Genomic DNA, 14,904 nt, shown 5'->3' with positions numbered 1-14,904 from the left:
GGGCGACTCGGTCGGCTAGGGGGCGCCGCCCGGGGGCTTTGCCTCGGGCTCGGGGGTGGGTGGGGTGACTCGGTCGGCTGAGGGGGCACCGCCCAGAGGCTTCGCCTCGGGCTCCGGGTGCCTCGGGCGGGTGAGTGGGCGCCGTTCGGGGGCTGCGCCTCGGGCTCGGGGGTGGGTGGGGTGACTCGGTCGGTTGAGAGGGCACCGCCCAGGGGCTTCGCCCCGGACCCGGGTGGGTGAGTGGGCGTCGTTCGGGGTGTGGTTACTCGGTCGGCTGGGAGGGTGCCGTTCAGGGGCTTCGCCTCGGGCTTCGGGTGGGTGGGGTGGCTCGGGTGTTGGGCGTGGGGTGTGCGTATCCGGACGAATCCTGGCAGGCCGGATCTGGGCTTGCCCGGATTCTGGACGAAGGCTTCCGCTCAGCGAACCGGCTTCGCTACTGTCCCGCTACGCACACGCCCCGTGGCAGCGCCGCCGCGGAGCGCAGCCGTGAAGCGACTCGGCCCGGGAGCCGCCGGGCCGTCCTGCCGATCGGCCGCCTCTGAAGCGCGTCGCCGACGGGACTCGACGACGCATCCGCCGCTCAGGGGCTGCCGACCTCACCGCCAAAGGAGTGGGCGTCGTGACCGCGGAGACCTCTCAGACGCTCGACCGGGGACTGCGCGTCCTCAAGCTGCTCGCCGACACGGACCACGGGCTGACCGTCACCGAGTTGTCCACCAAACTGGGCGTGAACCGGACCGTGGTGTACCGGTTGCTCGCGACGCTGGAGCAGCACGCGCTCGTACGGCGTGATCTGGGCGGGCGAGCCCGGGTCGGGCTCGGGGTGCTGAGGCTCGGACGGCAGGTGCATCCGCTGGTACGGGAGGCCGCGCTGCCCGCGTTGCGGTCGCTCGCGGAGGACATCGGGGCGACGGCGCATCTCACGCTGGTGGACGGGTCCGAGGCGCTGGCCGTCGCGGTGGTGGAGCCCACGTGGACGGACTACCACGTGGCCTATCGGGCCGGGTTCCGGCATCCGCTGGACCGGGGTGCGGCCGGTAAGGCGATCCTCGCCGCGCGGCAGTCGCCGGCCACCGATCCCGGGTACACGCTCACGCACGGCGAGCTGGAGGCGGGGGCGAGTGGGGCCGCGGCGCCGTTGGTGGGGGTGACGGGTGTCGAGGGCAGTGTGGGTGTGGTGATGCTGGCGGACGCCGTGCCGGAGCGGGTGGGGGCGCGGGTGGTGGAGGCGGCGAGGGAGGTCGCGGAGGCGTTGCGCTGAGCCCCTTGCGGCTGACAGCTCTGCCGCGCCCCCGAAGGGGTGCGGGGAACCGCGCGACCAGCCACCACGCGCCCGCACCCGCACCCGACGAACGGCTCCCCGTCCCCCTTGGCCAGCCCTCCAAACCCACCCACCAATCTCTTGCCGATCCGCACACCCCCCGCCGTCTTCCGCTCCGCATCATCAAGGGCCAGGCAACCCCGAGGCGCTCGCCCAGACCCAGGAAGACCCCGCATGACCGCGCTCGATCTCACCGCTGACGTCGTCACCCTCACCCGCGCCCTCGTCGATCTGCCCTCCGAGAGCGGGGAGGAGGAGCGGATCGCCGACGGCGTCGAACATGCCCTGCGTCTCCTGCCGCACCTCGCCGTGGACCGGGTCGGCAACTCCGTCATCGCCCGGACCGGACTCGGGCGCGAGGAACGCGTCCTGATCGCCGGACACCTGGACACCGTGCCGGCCGCCGGGAACCTGCCCTCCCGGCTCGCCGACGGGCGGGTCCACGGGCTCGGCGCCTGTGACATGAAGGGCGGGGTGGCCGTCGCGCTGCGGCTCGCGGCCACCGTGCCGGAGCCCGCCCGCGATCTCACGTACGTCTTCTACGAGTGCGAGGAGGTCGAAGGGGAGCGGAACGGGCTCGGCCGGATCGCCGCCGCCCGGCCGGGGCTGCTGGAGGAGGCCGGCCTCGCGATCCTCATGGAACCCTCCGACGCCGGTGTCGAGGCCGGCTGCCAGGGCATCCTGACCGCCGACATCGTGGTCAAGGGCGCCCGCGCGCACACCGCCCGCGCCTGGCAGGGCACCAACGCCGCCCACAAGGCCGGACACCTGCTCCAGCGGCTCGACGCGCACCGGCCCGAGCGGGTCGTGATCGACGGGCTGGAGTTCCGGGAGGGGCTCAGCGCCGTCGCCGTACGCGCCGGGGTCGCCGGGAACGTCGTACCCGACGAGTGTGTCGTCACCGTCAACTGCCGCTTCGCGCCGAGCCGTCCGGCTCGGGAGGCGGAGGCGTACGTGCGCGGGCTCTTCCCGGAGTACGAGATGCGGGTCACCGAGGTCGTCGGCGGGGCGCTGCCGCATCTGGACCGGGTGGGTCCGCTGGTGGCCGCTCTCGGGGCCGAGCCCCGGGCCAAGCTGGGGTGGACCGACGTGGCCCGGTTCGCCGCGCTGGGCGTGCCCGCGCTCAACTACGGCCCCGGGGACCCGTCCCTCGCGCACACGGCGGGGGAGTACGTACCCGTCGCACACCTTCAGCAGTGCGAGGCCCGGCTCAGGGCGTGGCTGCGCTGAGGCCCGCCAGCGTCCGCAACTGAAGCCACAGCACCAGCCGTTCGTCGGGGTCGTCCAGGTCGACCCCGGCGTGGTGCCGGAGCTGCTTGAGGCGGTAGCGGCAGGTGTTGGGGTGCACGGCCAGCAGCCTGGCCGCGCCGGCCATGTCGCAGCCCGCGTCGAACCAGCAGACCAGCGTGCGCGCGTACTCGGTGCCGTGCCCGGCGTCGTACGCCAGCACCCGCCGCCACGCGCCCGCGCTCAACTCCCGGCGCCCCTCCATCACTTCGGCCAGCCGCAGCAGCGTCACCCGGGCCCGCACCTCGTCCACCACGGCCACCGGCAGGTCCGCGTCCAGCACCCGCAGCACCAGGTCGGCGTCCGCCCGGGAGTCCGTGAGCCCGTCCGCGTCCGGCACCACCTCGCCGAGCGCCGCCCGGACCGGCAACCGCAGCGCCTGCCCGGCCCGCGCCACGATGTCCTCGGCGAGTCCCCGGTGCCGCTCTCCCGGCCCGGGCAGCACCGCGTACACCACCCCGTCCAGCAGAACGCACGCGTGCCGGCCGTAGCGGGCCTCGCATTGCAGGCGTACGACGTCCAGCAGGCGCAGCGCGGTGCGTTCGGCGTCCGGGACGCTCGCGGCGGAGTCCAGGACGAAGGCCGCCACCCGGGCCGGGCCGTCGACGCCCAGGCGGGCGGCGGCCGTCGCCGGGTCGTCCGCCGTGCCGTCCAGGAGCCGGCGCAGCAGGTCGCCGCCCCGGTGCCGGGCCAGTTCCCGGGCCGCCCGGGCGCGCAGCAGCAGCAGCGCGGCGGTGGAGGCGCCCTGAGCGAGGATGTCCTCGGCGTCCGGGGCGAGCGAGCCGCCGTCGATCACCCACACCGAGCCGAGGGTCTCCCCGCCGGCCCGCACCGGCGTCGCCAGCCGGGGCAGGCCGCTGCCGGTCAGCGCGGGCAGCCGCACCGGCCGGCCGGCGGCGAACAGCCGCCGGTACTGCTCGGTGTTCTCGGCGCTGGCCGGCACCTGCCGGCCGAGGATGCCCCGGCGGCGGTCCTCGTCCACGGGCTGGCCGGGGACCGTGGAGTAGGCGAGGATCCGCTGGCGCGGGTCCTCGATGGCGGTGGCCCCGCCGGTGGCCGTCGCGATGGCGTCGGCCAGCGCGAACAGATCGCCGAGCCCGCTGTCGCCCGCCCCGGTGTCGGCGGTGAGGGCGGCGGGCCGGGCGGCGATGGCCGAGGCCAGCAGCAGATGGACCCGGTGCCAGGCCGTGTCCTCCGCGACCGACAGCAGGGCCACGCCGTGCTCCCGCGCCGCTGCCACCGGCCCGTCCGCGCCGCGCACCACCACCCCGGTCAGTCCGGCCTCCGCCGCCGCCCCCAGCAGCGGGCCCGCGTCCGCTGCGGGCAGCCCGACCGCCAGCAGCAGCGCGCCGGGCAGCCGGGGCAGCGGGGTGCGGCCGTCGTACAGGACCGCCTCGGTGACCGGGGCGGTGAGCCCGGCGGGGGCGGTGTGCAGGCGCAGCGCGGGGCCGCCGACGACGTCCAGGAGGTCGCCGAGGGTGCAGGCGTCCATGAGGGTCCTCAGCTTGCCGGTTGGCGGATGGCGCAACGAACGTACGCGTGCCTTGGCCGCTCGCACAACACATCCGCCTCCGGCGCCTCCGAGACTCGTCCCATGACAGGGAGAGCCACCATCCGTACCGTCCACGACGTCGCCGGGCTCGCGGCCGTCGCCGACCACTTCAGCGACGTCTGGCGGACACCCCGCACCGCCCCGCCCTACCCGGCCGAGGTCCTGCACAGCCTGGTCCACGCCGGCGGCGCCGTGCACGCCGTCCACGACGGGCAGCGGCTCGCCGGGGCGTCCGTCGCCGTGCTCGGCCCGGACCGGAGCACGTACTCGCTCGTGGCCGCCGCCGAACCCGGTCTCGGGCACGCCCTGAAGCGGGCCCAGCGGGACTGGGCCGTCGCCCTCGGCGCCCGCGTCATGAGCTGGACCTTCGACCCGCTCGTCGGCCGCAACGCCCGCTTCAACCTGGCCAAGCTGGGCGCCGTCGGCACCGAGTACCTGGTCGACTTCTACGGCCCCATGACCGACGGAGTGAACGACGGCGACGAGAGCGACCGGCTGACGGTGACCTGGGACCTGACGGCGGCCGGCACGTCGTACGACACCGCGCCGCACGACACCGCCCCGCACGGGCCCGTCCTGCGCACCGCGCCCGACGGCGGGCCGCTCGTCCGGCGCGCCGGGCGGCACGTGTGGTGCCGGGTCCCGGACGACGTCGTCGAGCTGCGCGCCGCCGATCCCGCCCTGGCGCTGCGCTGGCGGCACGCCGTGCGCGAGGTGTTCCTGGAGGCCTTCGTTGAGGGTTTCCGGGCCACCGGGATGTCCCGCGACGGCTGGTACACGCTGACCGGGACGGAGGACGCCGCGTGAAGCTGGAGCGCGTGGAGATCGTGCACGTGGCGATCCCGCTGGTCACCCCGTTCCGTACGTCCTTCGGGACCATGACGGCGAAGGACACCTTCCTGCTGCGCGTCGTCACCGACCGCGCCGAGGGCTGGTCGGAGTTCGCCGCCGACCCGGAGCCGCTGTACTGCTCGGAGTTCGTCGCCGGCGCCCAGATCGTGCTGCGCGACTTCCTGCTGCCCCGCGTGGCCGCGCTCCCGCACCTCACCACGGCCGCGCTGGCCCCCGCCCTGGCGAAGATCAAGGGCCACGAGCTGGCGAAGGCGGCCCTGGAGACGGCCGTGCTCGACGCCGAGCTGCGCGGTCACGGCATGTCTCTCGCCACCTACCTGGGCGCGGTACGGGACCGGGTGCCCGCCGGGGTCTCCGTCGGCATCAAGAACTCGGTGCCCGAGCTGCTGGACGACGTCGAGCGCTACCTCGCCGAGGGGTACGTCCGCATCAAGCTGAAGATCGAGCCCGGCTGGGACGTCGAGCCGGTGCGGGCGGTCCGCGAGCGCTTCGGCGACGGCCTTCTCCTCCAGGTCGACGCCAACACCGCCTACACCCTCGCCGACGCCGAGCACCTGCGGCGGCTGGACGCGTTCGGGCTGCTGCTCATCGAGGAGCCGCTGGAGGAGAACAACCTGCACGCCCACGCCCGGTTGCAGAAGCGGCTGCGCACCCCGGTCTGCCTGGACGAGTCCCTGCACCACGCCCGGGACACCGCGTCCGCCATCGCCCTGGACGCCTGCCGGGTGGTGAACGTCAAGCCCGCCCGGGTCGGCGGCTACCTGGAGGCCCGCCGGGTCCACGACGTGGCCCACGCGCACGGGGTGCCGGTGTGGTGCGGCGGCATGCTGGAGACCGGCATCGGCCGCGCGCCCAACCTCGCCCTGGCCGCGCTGCCCGGCTTCACCCTGCCCGGGGACACCTCGGCGTCCAGCCGCTACTTCGCGGAGGACATCACCGAGCCGTTCGTCCTCGACGCGGACGGCCGTCTGCCCGTCCCGGCCGGCCCCGGCATCGGCGTCACCCCCCTGCCGGACGCGCTGCGCCGGTTCACGCGGGAGCGACGGGACCTCTACACGGCAGGACGGGACGACCGGTGCGCGGCATCACGGGACCGGTACGCGGCATCACGGGACCGGTCCGCGGCATAAGGGCCACGTGGTTGTCACGTTAGATTGACCTCGTGCTCTCACGTCTCACACGCCCCCAGGCCCTCGCCGTCTGCGCACTGCCCGTCGTGGCCCTGCTCGCCACGGCCGCGTTCGCGCCGCTGCCGTTCTCGGTGGCGCAGCCCGGCATGACGGCGAACGTGCTCGGGCGGAACCAGGGCACCCCGGTGATCACGGTCTCGGGGGCGGAGACCCGGAGGACCAGCGGGCAGCTGCGGATGACCACGATCGAGGCGACCGGTCCGGACGCGGAGGTCGGGCTCGGTGACGTGGTCGACAGCTGGTTCCGCACGGACCGGGCGATCCTGCCGCGCGACTCCGTCTACCCGAGCGGCGACACCGTCAAGGAGATCGAGCGGCACAACGAGGCACAGATGCGGCAGTCCCAGGACGCGGCGACCCAGGCGGCGCTGAAGTACCTCGGGATCGGCGCCGGCAGGGTCAAGGTCACGCTGAAGCTCGCCGACGTGGGCGGGCCCAGCGCGGGGCTGCTGTTCTCCCTCGGGATCATCGACAAGCTGGACGGTGACGGCAGCGGCGGCGACCTCACGGGAGGCCGCGTCATCGCCGGTACGGGCACGATCGACGCGGCCGGCAAGGTCGGCGCGGTCGGCGGGGTGGCCCTGAAGACGCAGGCCGCGCGCCGGGACGGGGCCACCGTCTTCCTGGTCCCGAAGGCGGAGTGCGCCGACGCCGAGGCCGAGCTGCCGAAGGGGCTGCGGCTGGTGCCGGTGACCACGCTCAAGGGCGCGGTCGACGCGCTGGTGGCGCTGGAGAAGGGCAAGGGCTCGGTCCCGAGCTGCTAGCTCCCCGAAGCCACCCGCGCTCGCCGCCGAGCTGCTAGCTTCCCGCAGCCACCCGCGCTCGCCGGAGGTCGCCTACATCCGTTCGGCGTCCACGGCCGCCTGCTCCACCAGCGGGATGATCCGCAGCGGTACGGGGTTCTCCATGACGATCGCCGTGGAGGCCCGGACGATGCCGTCGAAGCCGACGACCCGGTCGATCACCCGCTGAAGATCGGCGTTCGAGCGGGCCACCAGCCGGCACAGCATGTCCCCGCTGCCGGTGGTGGTCAGCAGCTCCAGCACCTCCGGCACGGTCGCCAGGTAGGCCCGTACGTCGGCGCCCTGGCCCTGCCGGATCTGGAGGGTGGCGAACGCGGTGACCGGGTAGCCGAGGGCCGCCGGATCCACCTGCGGGCCGAAGCCGCGGATGACTCCGTTCGACTGAAGCCGGTCGAGGCGCGCCTGCACGGTCCCCCGCGCCACGCCCAGCCGCCGGGACATCTCCAGCACCCCGATGCGCGGCTCCCGGGCCAGCAGCACGATGATGCGCCCGTCCAGATGATCGATCGCCACGGGACCCCCTTTGGATGGTCATCCTGTACAGAAAGACCGCCGTAACGGTCGTACCGCTGGTCAGATTGTCCAGCGATGACGCGAACTATTGCGCACCTTGCAGAGCAGAGCCACCCTTCCGCTATGACGCAGACCACACAGCTCACTCCCGACACGACCGCCCGGCAGGACGACCCCTTCCCGGTCAAGGGAATGGACGCGGTCGTCTTCGCCGTGGGCAACGCCAAGCAGGCTGCGCACTACTACTCCACCGCCTTCGGCATGCGGCTGGTCGCCTACTGCGGACCGGAGAACGGCAGCCGCGAGACCGCCAGCTACGTGCTGGAGAGCGGCTCCGCCCGCTTCGTCTTCACCTCAGTGATCAAGCCCAGCAGCACCTGGGGCCACTTCCTCGCCCAGCACGTGGCCGCGCACGGCGACGGCGTCATCGACCTGGCCATCGAGGTCCCCGACGCGCGCGCCGCGTACGCGCACGCCGTCGAGCAGGGCGCGAAGAGCGTCACCGAGCCGTACGAGCTGAAGGACGAGCACGGCACGGTCGTCCTCGCCGCCATCGCGACCTACGGCGAGACCCGCCACACCCTGGTCGAGCGCACCGGCTACGACGGCCCCTACCTGCCCGGCTACACCGCCGCCGAGCCGATGGTCGAGCCGCCCGCCCACCGCGTATTCCAGGCCATCGACCACTGCGTCGGCAACGTCGAACTCGGCCGGATGAACGAGTGGGTGGCCTTCTACAACAAGGTCATGGGCTTCACGAACATGAAGGAGTTCGTGGGCGACGACATCGCCACCGAGTACAGCGCGCTGATGTCGAAGGTGGTCGCGGACGGCACCCTCAAGGTCAAGTTCCCGATCAACGAGCCCGCCATCGCCAAGAAGAAGTCCCAGATCGACGAGTACCTGGAGTTCTACGGCGGCGCGGGCGTCCAGCACATCGCGCTCAACACCAACGACATCGTGCAGACGGTCCGCACCATGCGCGCGGCCGGCGTCGAGTTCCTCGACACCCCCGACTCGTACTACGACACCCTCGGCGAGTGGGTCGGCGACACCCGCGTGCCGGTCGAGACCCTGCGCGAGCTGAAGATCCTGGCCGACCGCGACGAGGACGGCTACCTGCTCCAGATCTTCACCAAGCCGGTCCAGGACCGGCCGACCGTGTTCTTCGAACTCATCGAGCGGCACGGCTCCATGGGCTTCGGCAAGGGCAACTTCAAGGCGTTGTTCGAGGCGATCGAACGCGAGCAGGCCAAGCGGGGCAACCTGTAACGGCGGGCCCTACTCGCTGGGCGGCGGCTCGTCGGGTACGTCGCCCAGCTCCCCCAGCGCCTCCCGCGCCATCGGCGCCTTCAGCGGCGAGAAGTACGGGTTGATGCGCAACGCCTCCTCCAGATGCCGCCGCGCGGGCCCGTACCGCTCCAGTTCGGCCTCGATCACGCCCCGGTGGAACGCGTACAGCGCGCTGCGCACCCCGCCCCCCTTCGCCTTGTCCGTCGCGGCGGTCGCGTAGGTCAGCGCCTCCTGGTCCTCGCCGGCCCGGTGCAGCGCCCAGCCCAGCGCGTCGGCCACCTCGATCCCCGGCTGCCGCTTCCACTCCTCCCGCAACCGCTCCACGGCGTCCCACGGGTCCGCGTGGTCCGCCTCGAACCGCCCGATCAGCAGCTCCTCGTCCACCCCGCCCGACACCGCCCGCCGTACCGCCGCCTTCAGCCGCGTGTACTGCTCCTCGGCGGGCCCGGGCTGCCCCAGCGACTCGTACAGCTCGCCCAGCTCCAGCAGATCCTCGGGGTTCGGCTGCTTCGCGACGGCGGCCCGGTACGCGGCCAGCGCCTGCGCCGTACGCCCCAGCGCGGCCAGCGTCCGCGCCCGCCCGGCCGGTGCCGCCCGCTGGTCGGGATCGAGCCGCAGCGCGGCCTCGAAGTGCCGCAGCGCGTCCGGCAGGTCCCCGCGCTCCCACGCCAGCTGCCCCAGCCCGGTCAGCCACGCGGCCTGCTCGGCCGGGGTACGGGCGGCCGCCGCCGCGTCGGTCAGCTGGGCCACCGCGTCCTCACGCCAGCCCCGGTCCCGGTACACCGCTGCCGCCCGCGCCATCACGGCCGGCCGCGCCGCCCCGCCGGCGCGCAGCTCCAGCAGCTTGTCCAGGGTGGAACGGGCCTTCGTGTAGTCGCCGAGCCCGGTGTACGCGTCGATCAGCGGCGGATACGCCTGCCACCGCTTCGGCGCCGCCTTCAGCGCCTGCTCGCCGTAGCTCTTCGCCGCCGGGAAGTCCCGGCGCGCGAGCGCCAGCGCGGCCAGGCCGTCCAGCGCCTCGGTGTTCCGCCCGCCCCGCACCTCCAGCGAGGACCGCAGCGCCCGCTCGGCCTTCGGGTAGTCCGCCGCGTCACCCGCCCGGCGCCCCCGCTCCACATACGCCGCCCCGAGCACCGCCCACGCCCGGGCGTCCCGTGGCTGCGCCCGCACCCGCTCCTCCTGCCGCCCGATGAGCGCCGTCAGCCCGGGCAGCGCGGCCGGCACCCCGTAGGTCACCGTCGTCAGCACCGGCACCTGTGCCCGTGGCCGCGCCTGCGGACCGGCGGCGGGCGGCGCGGCCGGCCCGTGCCGCCGCTCGTGCGGCAGCAGCATCAGCACCGTGCCCGCCACGACACCGCCCGCCAGCGAGGCGACCAGCACCCGTCGCAGCGCCCGCCGGGGCCGGCGCGGAACCGGCGGCTCCGGGATCAGGGACGTACCCACGCACTGTCGGTTGTCCATGGCGCTCACTGTGCGTCAATACGACGAGCACATGCGTGTGGTCCCAGGGCGGCGCGGGCGGGGTTCACACCGATGGCCGGGAGTGACACGCTGTGATCATGAGCCGTATCGAAGCACCCCGCGACGAGCACACCGGTAACCTCACCGACCGGCTCCTGGCCGGCCTGCCGCCCGAGGCCGTCCTGACCGACTCCGACGTCACGGCTTCCTACGCCCACGACATGGCGAGCTTCTGCCCGGCGGGCAGCCCCGCCGTCGTCGTCCTCCCGCGCACCGTCGAGCAGGTCCAGCACGTCATGCGCACGGCCACCGAGCTGCGCGTCCCCGTCGTCCCGCAGGGCGCCCGCACCGGCCTGTCCGGCGGTGCCAACGCCACCGAGGGCTGTGTCGTGCTGTCCCTCACCAAGATGGACCGCATCCTGGAGATCAGCCCCGTCGACCGGATCGCCGTGGTCGAACCGGGCGTGGTCAACGCGACCCTGTCCCGCGCGGTCGAGGAACACGGCCTGTACTACCCGCCGGACCCCTCCAGCTGGGAGATGTGCACGATCGGCGGCAACATCGGCACGGCCTCAGGCGGCCTGTGCTGTGTCAAGTACGGCGTGACCGCCGAGTACGTCCTCGGCCTGGACGTCGTCCTCGCCGACGGCCGCCTCATGTCCACCGGCCGCCGCACCGCGAAGGGCGTCGCGGGCTACGACCTGACCCGGCTCTTCGTCGGCTCCGAGGGCTCCCTCGGCATCGTCGTCCGGGCCGTGCTGGCGCTGAAGCCCAAGCCGCCGCGGCAGCTGGTGCTGGCCGCCGAGTTCGCCTCCGCGGCGGCCGCCTGCGACGCCATCTGCCGGATCATGGAGGGCGGTCACGTGCCGTCCCTCCTCGAACTCATGGACCGTACGACGGTCAAGGCGGTCAACGACCTCGCCCACATGGGGCTGCCCGAGACCACCGAGGCGCTGCTGCTGGCCGCGTTCGACACCCCGGACCCGGCCGCCGACCTCGCCGCCGTCGGCGCCCTGTGCGAGGCCGCCGGCGCCACCCAGGTGGTCCCGGCCGAGGACGCGGCCGAGTCCGAGATGCTGTTGCAGGCCCGGCGGCTCTCGCTGACCGCGCTGGAGGCGGTGAAGGGCACGACGATGATCGACGACGTGTGCGTGCCCCGCTCCCGGCTCGGCGCCATGCTGGCGGGCGTGGAGCGGATCGCCGCCGCGTACGACCTCACGATCGGGGTCTGCGCGCACGCCGGCGACGGCAACACGCACCCCACCGTCTGCTTCGACGCCCGCGACCCCGAGGAGTCCCGCCGGGCCCGTGAGTCCTTCGACGAGATCATGGCCCTCGGCCTGGAACTGGGCGGCACCATCACCGGCGAACACGGCGTCGGCGTCCTGAAGAAGGAGTGGCTGGCCCGGGAGATCGGCCCGGTCGGGGTGGAGATGCAGCGGGCGGTGAAGCAGGTCTTCGACCCGCTGGGCATCCTGAACCCGGGCAAGCTCTTCTGACCCTTTCCCGGGACCGTTCACCGGGCGAGCAACTGGTCGAGCGCGCCGTCGATGCCGAGCTGCCCGCCCTCCGTGCCCGGCGGCACCGCACACAGCGTCCGCTCCAGCCAGGCCGACACCTGCGGGACCGGCGCCTCCAGCAGCGCGTCGCCGTCCGGGGAACTCAGCGCCATCAGGACGACACTGCGCCCGTCCGCCTTCGCCGGCCACACCCGCACATCCCCGTGCCCGCACGGCCGGAACACCCCCTCCACCAGCAGGTCGCGGGCGAACGTCCAGTCGACGGGGTGGTCCGAGTCGATGTGGAAGGTGATGTGGACGGCGTAGGGGTCGTCGGAGCGGTAGCCGAGCCGGGCCGGGACCGGGACGCTCCGCTCCGGTGACAGGATCAGCCTCAGCTCCAGCTCGCGCTCCACCACGGTGTGCTGCATGACCTGCGTTTCCTTTCGCGTCGGGGCCGCTCGCACCGGGCCCGTACGGGGGAGAGGGCGCCGGGGGTGGGCCATTACGCGGGTTCGTGGAAATTCTTTTGGCGCACCCGGGCGAGTCCGGTACGGCGTTGCCCGGAAAGGGGTGGGTCCGGCGGGACTGGCGGTGGGGGATGCCCGGGTCTGATAGATGTGGAGGCCCCCATCCCACCCCCGAGCAGATACGGGACGACGGACATGAGCGCCCCAACCCCGGCCCCAGGCGATGACCGGCCCCGCGAGGGCTACTACCCGGACCCGTCCATCCCCGGCTACGTCCGGTACTGGAACGGCGCCTCCTGGGTGCCCGGCACGAGCCGCCCGGCGCCGAAGAACGGCGAGCCGCTCACCCCGCCCCCCGGCGCCCGCCCGGCGTCTCCCTCCGTGGAGGAAACGGGCCCTCACTTCTTCGACGAGGACCCGTTGGACGGGGAGCAGCCGGGTGGCACGGGGCACCAGGACCGGCAGGGCGGGGTGCCCGCACAGCCCGCGCAGGGCGCGCAGTGGGGCCGGTCAGCTGTGCCGGGGCAGTCGGGTCAGCCCGCGGGGCCCGGTCAGCCCGCGGGGCCCGGTCAGCCCGCTGGGCCCGGTCGGCCCGGTGAACCCTGGGGTGCCGACCCCCGGGTGCCGGCCGAGGCCACCCACACGCCCGACGGCCATGCCACCGCCCGTACCGACGGCACCGCGGCGATCCCGCCGACGGAGGACGACGCCCAGGATCCCGGCACCTTCATCTTCCGCCGCCCGATCCCCGGCCCGGCGGCAGCCGACCGCACCGACGACGGCACGATGACCTTCCGCCCGGTGCCGCCCGCCCCGTCCGGCACCGACAGCGGCCCGTCCGGCTTCGGTACGCAGGGCCCGGTCGGCGCGCCCGCGAACTCCGGCTTCGGCGCCGGAAAGGCCGCCGCGGCCCGCGCCGCCGCCGCACAGCCTCCGACGGCCCAGGGACAGCAGGCGCCCTCCGTCCCTCAGCCGTCCCCGGCGGCTCAGGGACCGCAGTCACCGCCGTCCGTGCCTCAGCCCGCTCCGGCGGCCCAGGCACCCCAGTCACCCCCCACGCCCCAGTCCGCCCCGGCCGCCCCCGTAGCCCCGTCGGTGCCCCATCAGGCGGGCCCGGTCCAGGCCGGTGCGCCCGTCACCCCGCTGACCAGCGGGCCCGGCGGCGGGCAGGCGTCCTGGGCGCAGCAGGTGCATCAGCTGGCCGGGGGCGGGGACGAGCAGCCCCTGGCGCCGTGGAAGCCGCCGGTGGAGGACATCTTCCAGGCCGCCGCGCGCCGGCAGGCCTCCGCCCGTCCCGCCGGGCTCGGCAAGCGGTTCGCGGCGCGGCTGATCGACCTGCTGGCCATCGGTGCCGTGACGGCCGCCGCGGCGGTACCGCTCGGCATCCGGGCCGTGGACCACGTCCAGGAGAAGATCGACGCGGCCCGGCTCTCCGGCCGCGAGGTCACGGTCTGGCTGCTCGACGGCACGACCGGCACCAGCCTCGGCATCGTCCTCGCCGTCCTGCTCCTGGCCGGCGTCCTGTACGAGGTGCTGCCCACGGCCAAGTGGGGCCGCACTCTCGGCAAGAAGCTGTGCGGTCTCGAGGTCCGGGACATCGAGGCGCACGAGCCTCCGACGTTCGGCGCTGCGCTGCGCCGCTGGCTGGTCCTCAGTGTGCCGGGCCTGCTGGTCGTCGGGATCGTGGGCGTGCTGTGGTGCCTGTTCGACCGGCCCTGGCACCAGTGCTGGCACGACAAGGCGGCCCACACCTTCGTGGCGGGCTGACCGCGCGTACTCCGTCCGGCCGTCTGCCGGATGCGGAGCCGGGATCTTCGGGTTCCACTCGGGCCATGAGCAGCGAACCGCCCCCCGGCTCCGGAGAGCAGCCCCCCGAGGACGACCCCTTCAGGAAGCGGCCCCCGTCGGACCAGGGTTCGGGCTCGCCGTACGACGCCCCGTACGGCGGCGCCCAGCCCCCTCCCCCCGGCGGCGGGGCGGGCGGCCCGTACGGCGGTGGTCCGGGCGGCCCTTACGGCGGTGGCCCCCCCGGCGGCGGTCCGGGTGGCGGCCCCTACGGCCCCGGCGGCTATCCCGCCGATCCGCTGGCCGGCATGCCCCCGCTCGCCGACAGCGGCAAGCGGACGCTCGCGCGCATCATCGACATGATCCTGGTCGGCATCGTCGTGCTGCTGCTCACCTGGGCGTTCGGGGTGACTGAGTACGCGGTCGACGGCGAGCGCATGGAGGTCGGCCGGTCCCTCGCCCAGTCCTTCATCGCGGCCGTGCTCTACATCGCGTACGACACCTTCATGATGACCAGGTCGGGGCAGACCCTCGGCAAGAAGTGGCTCGGCCTGCGGGTGGCCAACCTGGAGAACGGCGCCACCCCCTCCGCCCAGACCATGCTGATCCGCTCCCTGGTGCTGTGGGTGCCGTTCGCCTTCTGCTGTGCCTGCATCTGGACGGCCGTCTCGGGCGGTTGGAGCTTCTTCGACAAGCCGTACAAACAGGGCCTGCACGACAAGGCGGCCAAGACGGTGGTGGTCAGCACCGGTTGAGCCGCCTGCTGAGGGTGCTCATACGGCAGTGGGGGGGGGGGGGGGGGGGGGGGGGGGGGGGGGGGGGGGGGGGGGGGGGGGGGGGGGGGGGGGGGGGGGGGGGGGGGGGGGGGGGGGGGGGGG

Annotated in this window: 13 protein-coding genes; 9 read left to right on the top strand and 4 right to left on the bottom strand. The window is 74.2% G+C overall.

What is annotated here, in order from left to right:
- Nucleotides 1-619 precede the first annotated feature (619 nt).
- Nucleotides 620-1,261, top strand: coding sequence for an IclR family transcriptional regulator (locus ACZ4WH_RS31715; protein ID WP_468187317.1), 642 nt, complete (start codon nucleotides 620-622; stop codon nucleotides 1,259-1,261).
- Between the two features lie 234 nt (nucleotides 1,262-1,495).
- Nucleotides 1,496-2,551: a succinyl-diaminopimelate desuccinylase gene (gene dapE / locus ACZ4WH_RS31710; protein ID WP_468187315.1), complete on the top strand. Its 1,056-nt coding sequence runs from the start codon at nucleotides 1,496-1,498 to the stop codon at nucleotides 2,549-2,551.
- Here the strand turns inward: dapE and ACZ4WH_RS31705 are convergent.
- Nucleotides 2,532-4,100, bottom strand: coding sequence for a PucR family transcriptional regulator (locus ACZ4WH_RS31705; RefSeq protein WP_468187313.1), 1,569 nt, complete (start codon nucleotides 4,098-4,100; stop codon nucleotides 2,532-2,534). The two genes, dapE and ACZ4WH_RS31705, sit on opposite strands and share 20 nt — an antisense overlap.
- 102 nt (nucleotides 4,101-4,202) lie before the next feature.
- Here ACZ4WH_RS31705 and ACZ4WH_RS31700 point away from each other — a divergent pair, with 102 nt between their 5' ends.
- The 3 genes from ACZ4WH_RS31700 to ACZ4WH_RS31690 are packed head-to-tail and all read left to right on the top strand — an operon-like array spanning nucleotide 4,203 to nucleotide 6,966.
- On the top strand, nucleotides 4,203-4,967 hold the full coding sequence (locus ACZ4WH_RS31700; RefSeq protein WP_468187312.1) for a chorismate synthase: 765 nt from the start codon (nucleotides 4,203-4,205) through the stop codon (nucleotides 4,965-4,967).
- Complete coding sequence (menC, locus tag ACZ4WH_RS31695; protein ID WP_468187310.1) at nucleotides 4,964-6,142, top strand: o-succinylbenzoate synthase; 1,179 nt, start codon at nucleotides 4,964-4,966, stop codon at nucleotides 6,140-6,142. The genes ACZ4WH_RS31700 and menC overlap by 4 nt, the downstream gene beginning before the upstream one ends.
- A 32-nt stretch (nucleotides 6,143-6,174) precedes the next feature.
- Nucleotides 6,175-6,966, top strand: coding sequence for a S16 family serine protease (locus tag ACZ4WH_RS31690; protein ID WP_468187308.1), 792 nt, complete (start codon nucleotides 6,175-6,177; stop codon nucleotides 6,964-6,966).
- Between the two features lie 72 nt (nucleotides 6,967-7,038).
- Here the strand turns inward: ACZ4WH_RS31690 and ACZ4WH_RS31685 are convergent, their stop codons facing one another.
- Entirely contained in the window at nucleotides 7,039-7,518 is a 480-nt protein-coding gene (locus ACZ4WH_RS31685) for an Lrp/AsnC family transcriptional regulator (RefSeq protein WP_468187306.1), read from the bottom strand.
- Nucleotides 7,519-7,641: 123 nt separating this feature from the next.
- Between ACZ4WH_RS31685 and hppD the strand changes: the two genes are divergently transcribed.
- On the top strand, nucleotides 7,642-8,790 hold the full coding sequence (gene hppD / locus ACZ4WH_RS31680) for a 4-hydroxyphenylpyruvate dioxygenase (protein WP_468187304.1): 1,149 nt from the start codon (nucleotides 7,642-7,644) through the stop codon (nucleotides 8,788-8,790).
- 9 nt (nucleotides 8,791-8,799) lie between these two features.
- Here the strand turns inward: hppD and ACZ4WH_RS31675 are convergent, their stop codons facing one another.
- Nucleotides 8,800-10,272, bottom strand: coding sequence for a tetratricopeptide repeat protein (locus tag ACZ4WH_RS31675; RefSeq protein ID WP_468187302.1), 1,473 nt, complete (start codon nucleotides 10,270-10,272; stop codon nucleotides 8,800-8,802).
- A 92-nt stretch (nucleotides 10,273-10,364) separates the two neighbouring features.
- Here ACZ4WH_RS31675 and ACZ4WH_RS31670 point away from each other — a divergent pair, with 92 nt between their 5' ends.
- Entirely contained in the window at nucleotides 10,365-11,771 is a 1,407-nt protein-coding gene (locus ACZ4WH_RS31670) for an FAD-binding oxidoreductase (RefSeq protein ID WP_468187300.1), read from the top strand.
- Between the two features lie 17 nt (nucleotides 11,772-11,788).
- Here ACZ4WH_RS31670 and ACZ4WH_RS31665 read toward each other — a convergent pair whose 3' ends face one another.
- Nucleotides 11,789-12,202 carry an SsgA family sporulation/cell division regulator gene (locus ACZ4WH_RS31665; protein WP_468187298.1) on the bottom strand — a complete coding sequence of 138 codons (414 nt, stop codon included), beginning with the start codon at nucleotides 12,200-12,202 and terminating at the stop codon, nucleotides 11,789-11,791.
- Nucleotides 12,203-12,436: 234 nt separating this feature from the next.
- Here ACZ4WH_RS31665 and ACZ4WH_RS31660 point away from each other — a divergent pair, with 234 nt between their 5' ends.
- Entirely contained in the window at nucleotides 12,437-14,008 is a 1,572-nt protein-coding gene (locus tag ACZ4WH_RS31660) for an RDD family protein (protein ID WP_468187296.1), read from the top strand.
- Nucleotides 14,009-14,073: 65 nt separating this feature from the next.
- Entirely contained in the window at nucleotides 14,074-14,781 is a 708-nt protein-coding gene (locus tag ACZ4WH_RS31655) for an RDD family protein (RefSeq protein WP_468187294.1), read from the top strand.
- Nucleotides 14,782-14,904 lie beyond the last annotated feature (123 nt).

This window comes from Streptomyces sp. NPDC029138 (assembly GCF_055564375.1).
Note: the sequence above shows the minus strand (reverse complement) of the source record. Positions and strands in the feature narration are given on the sequence as shown.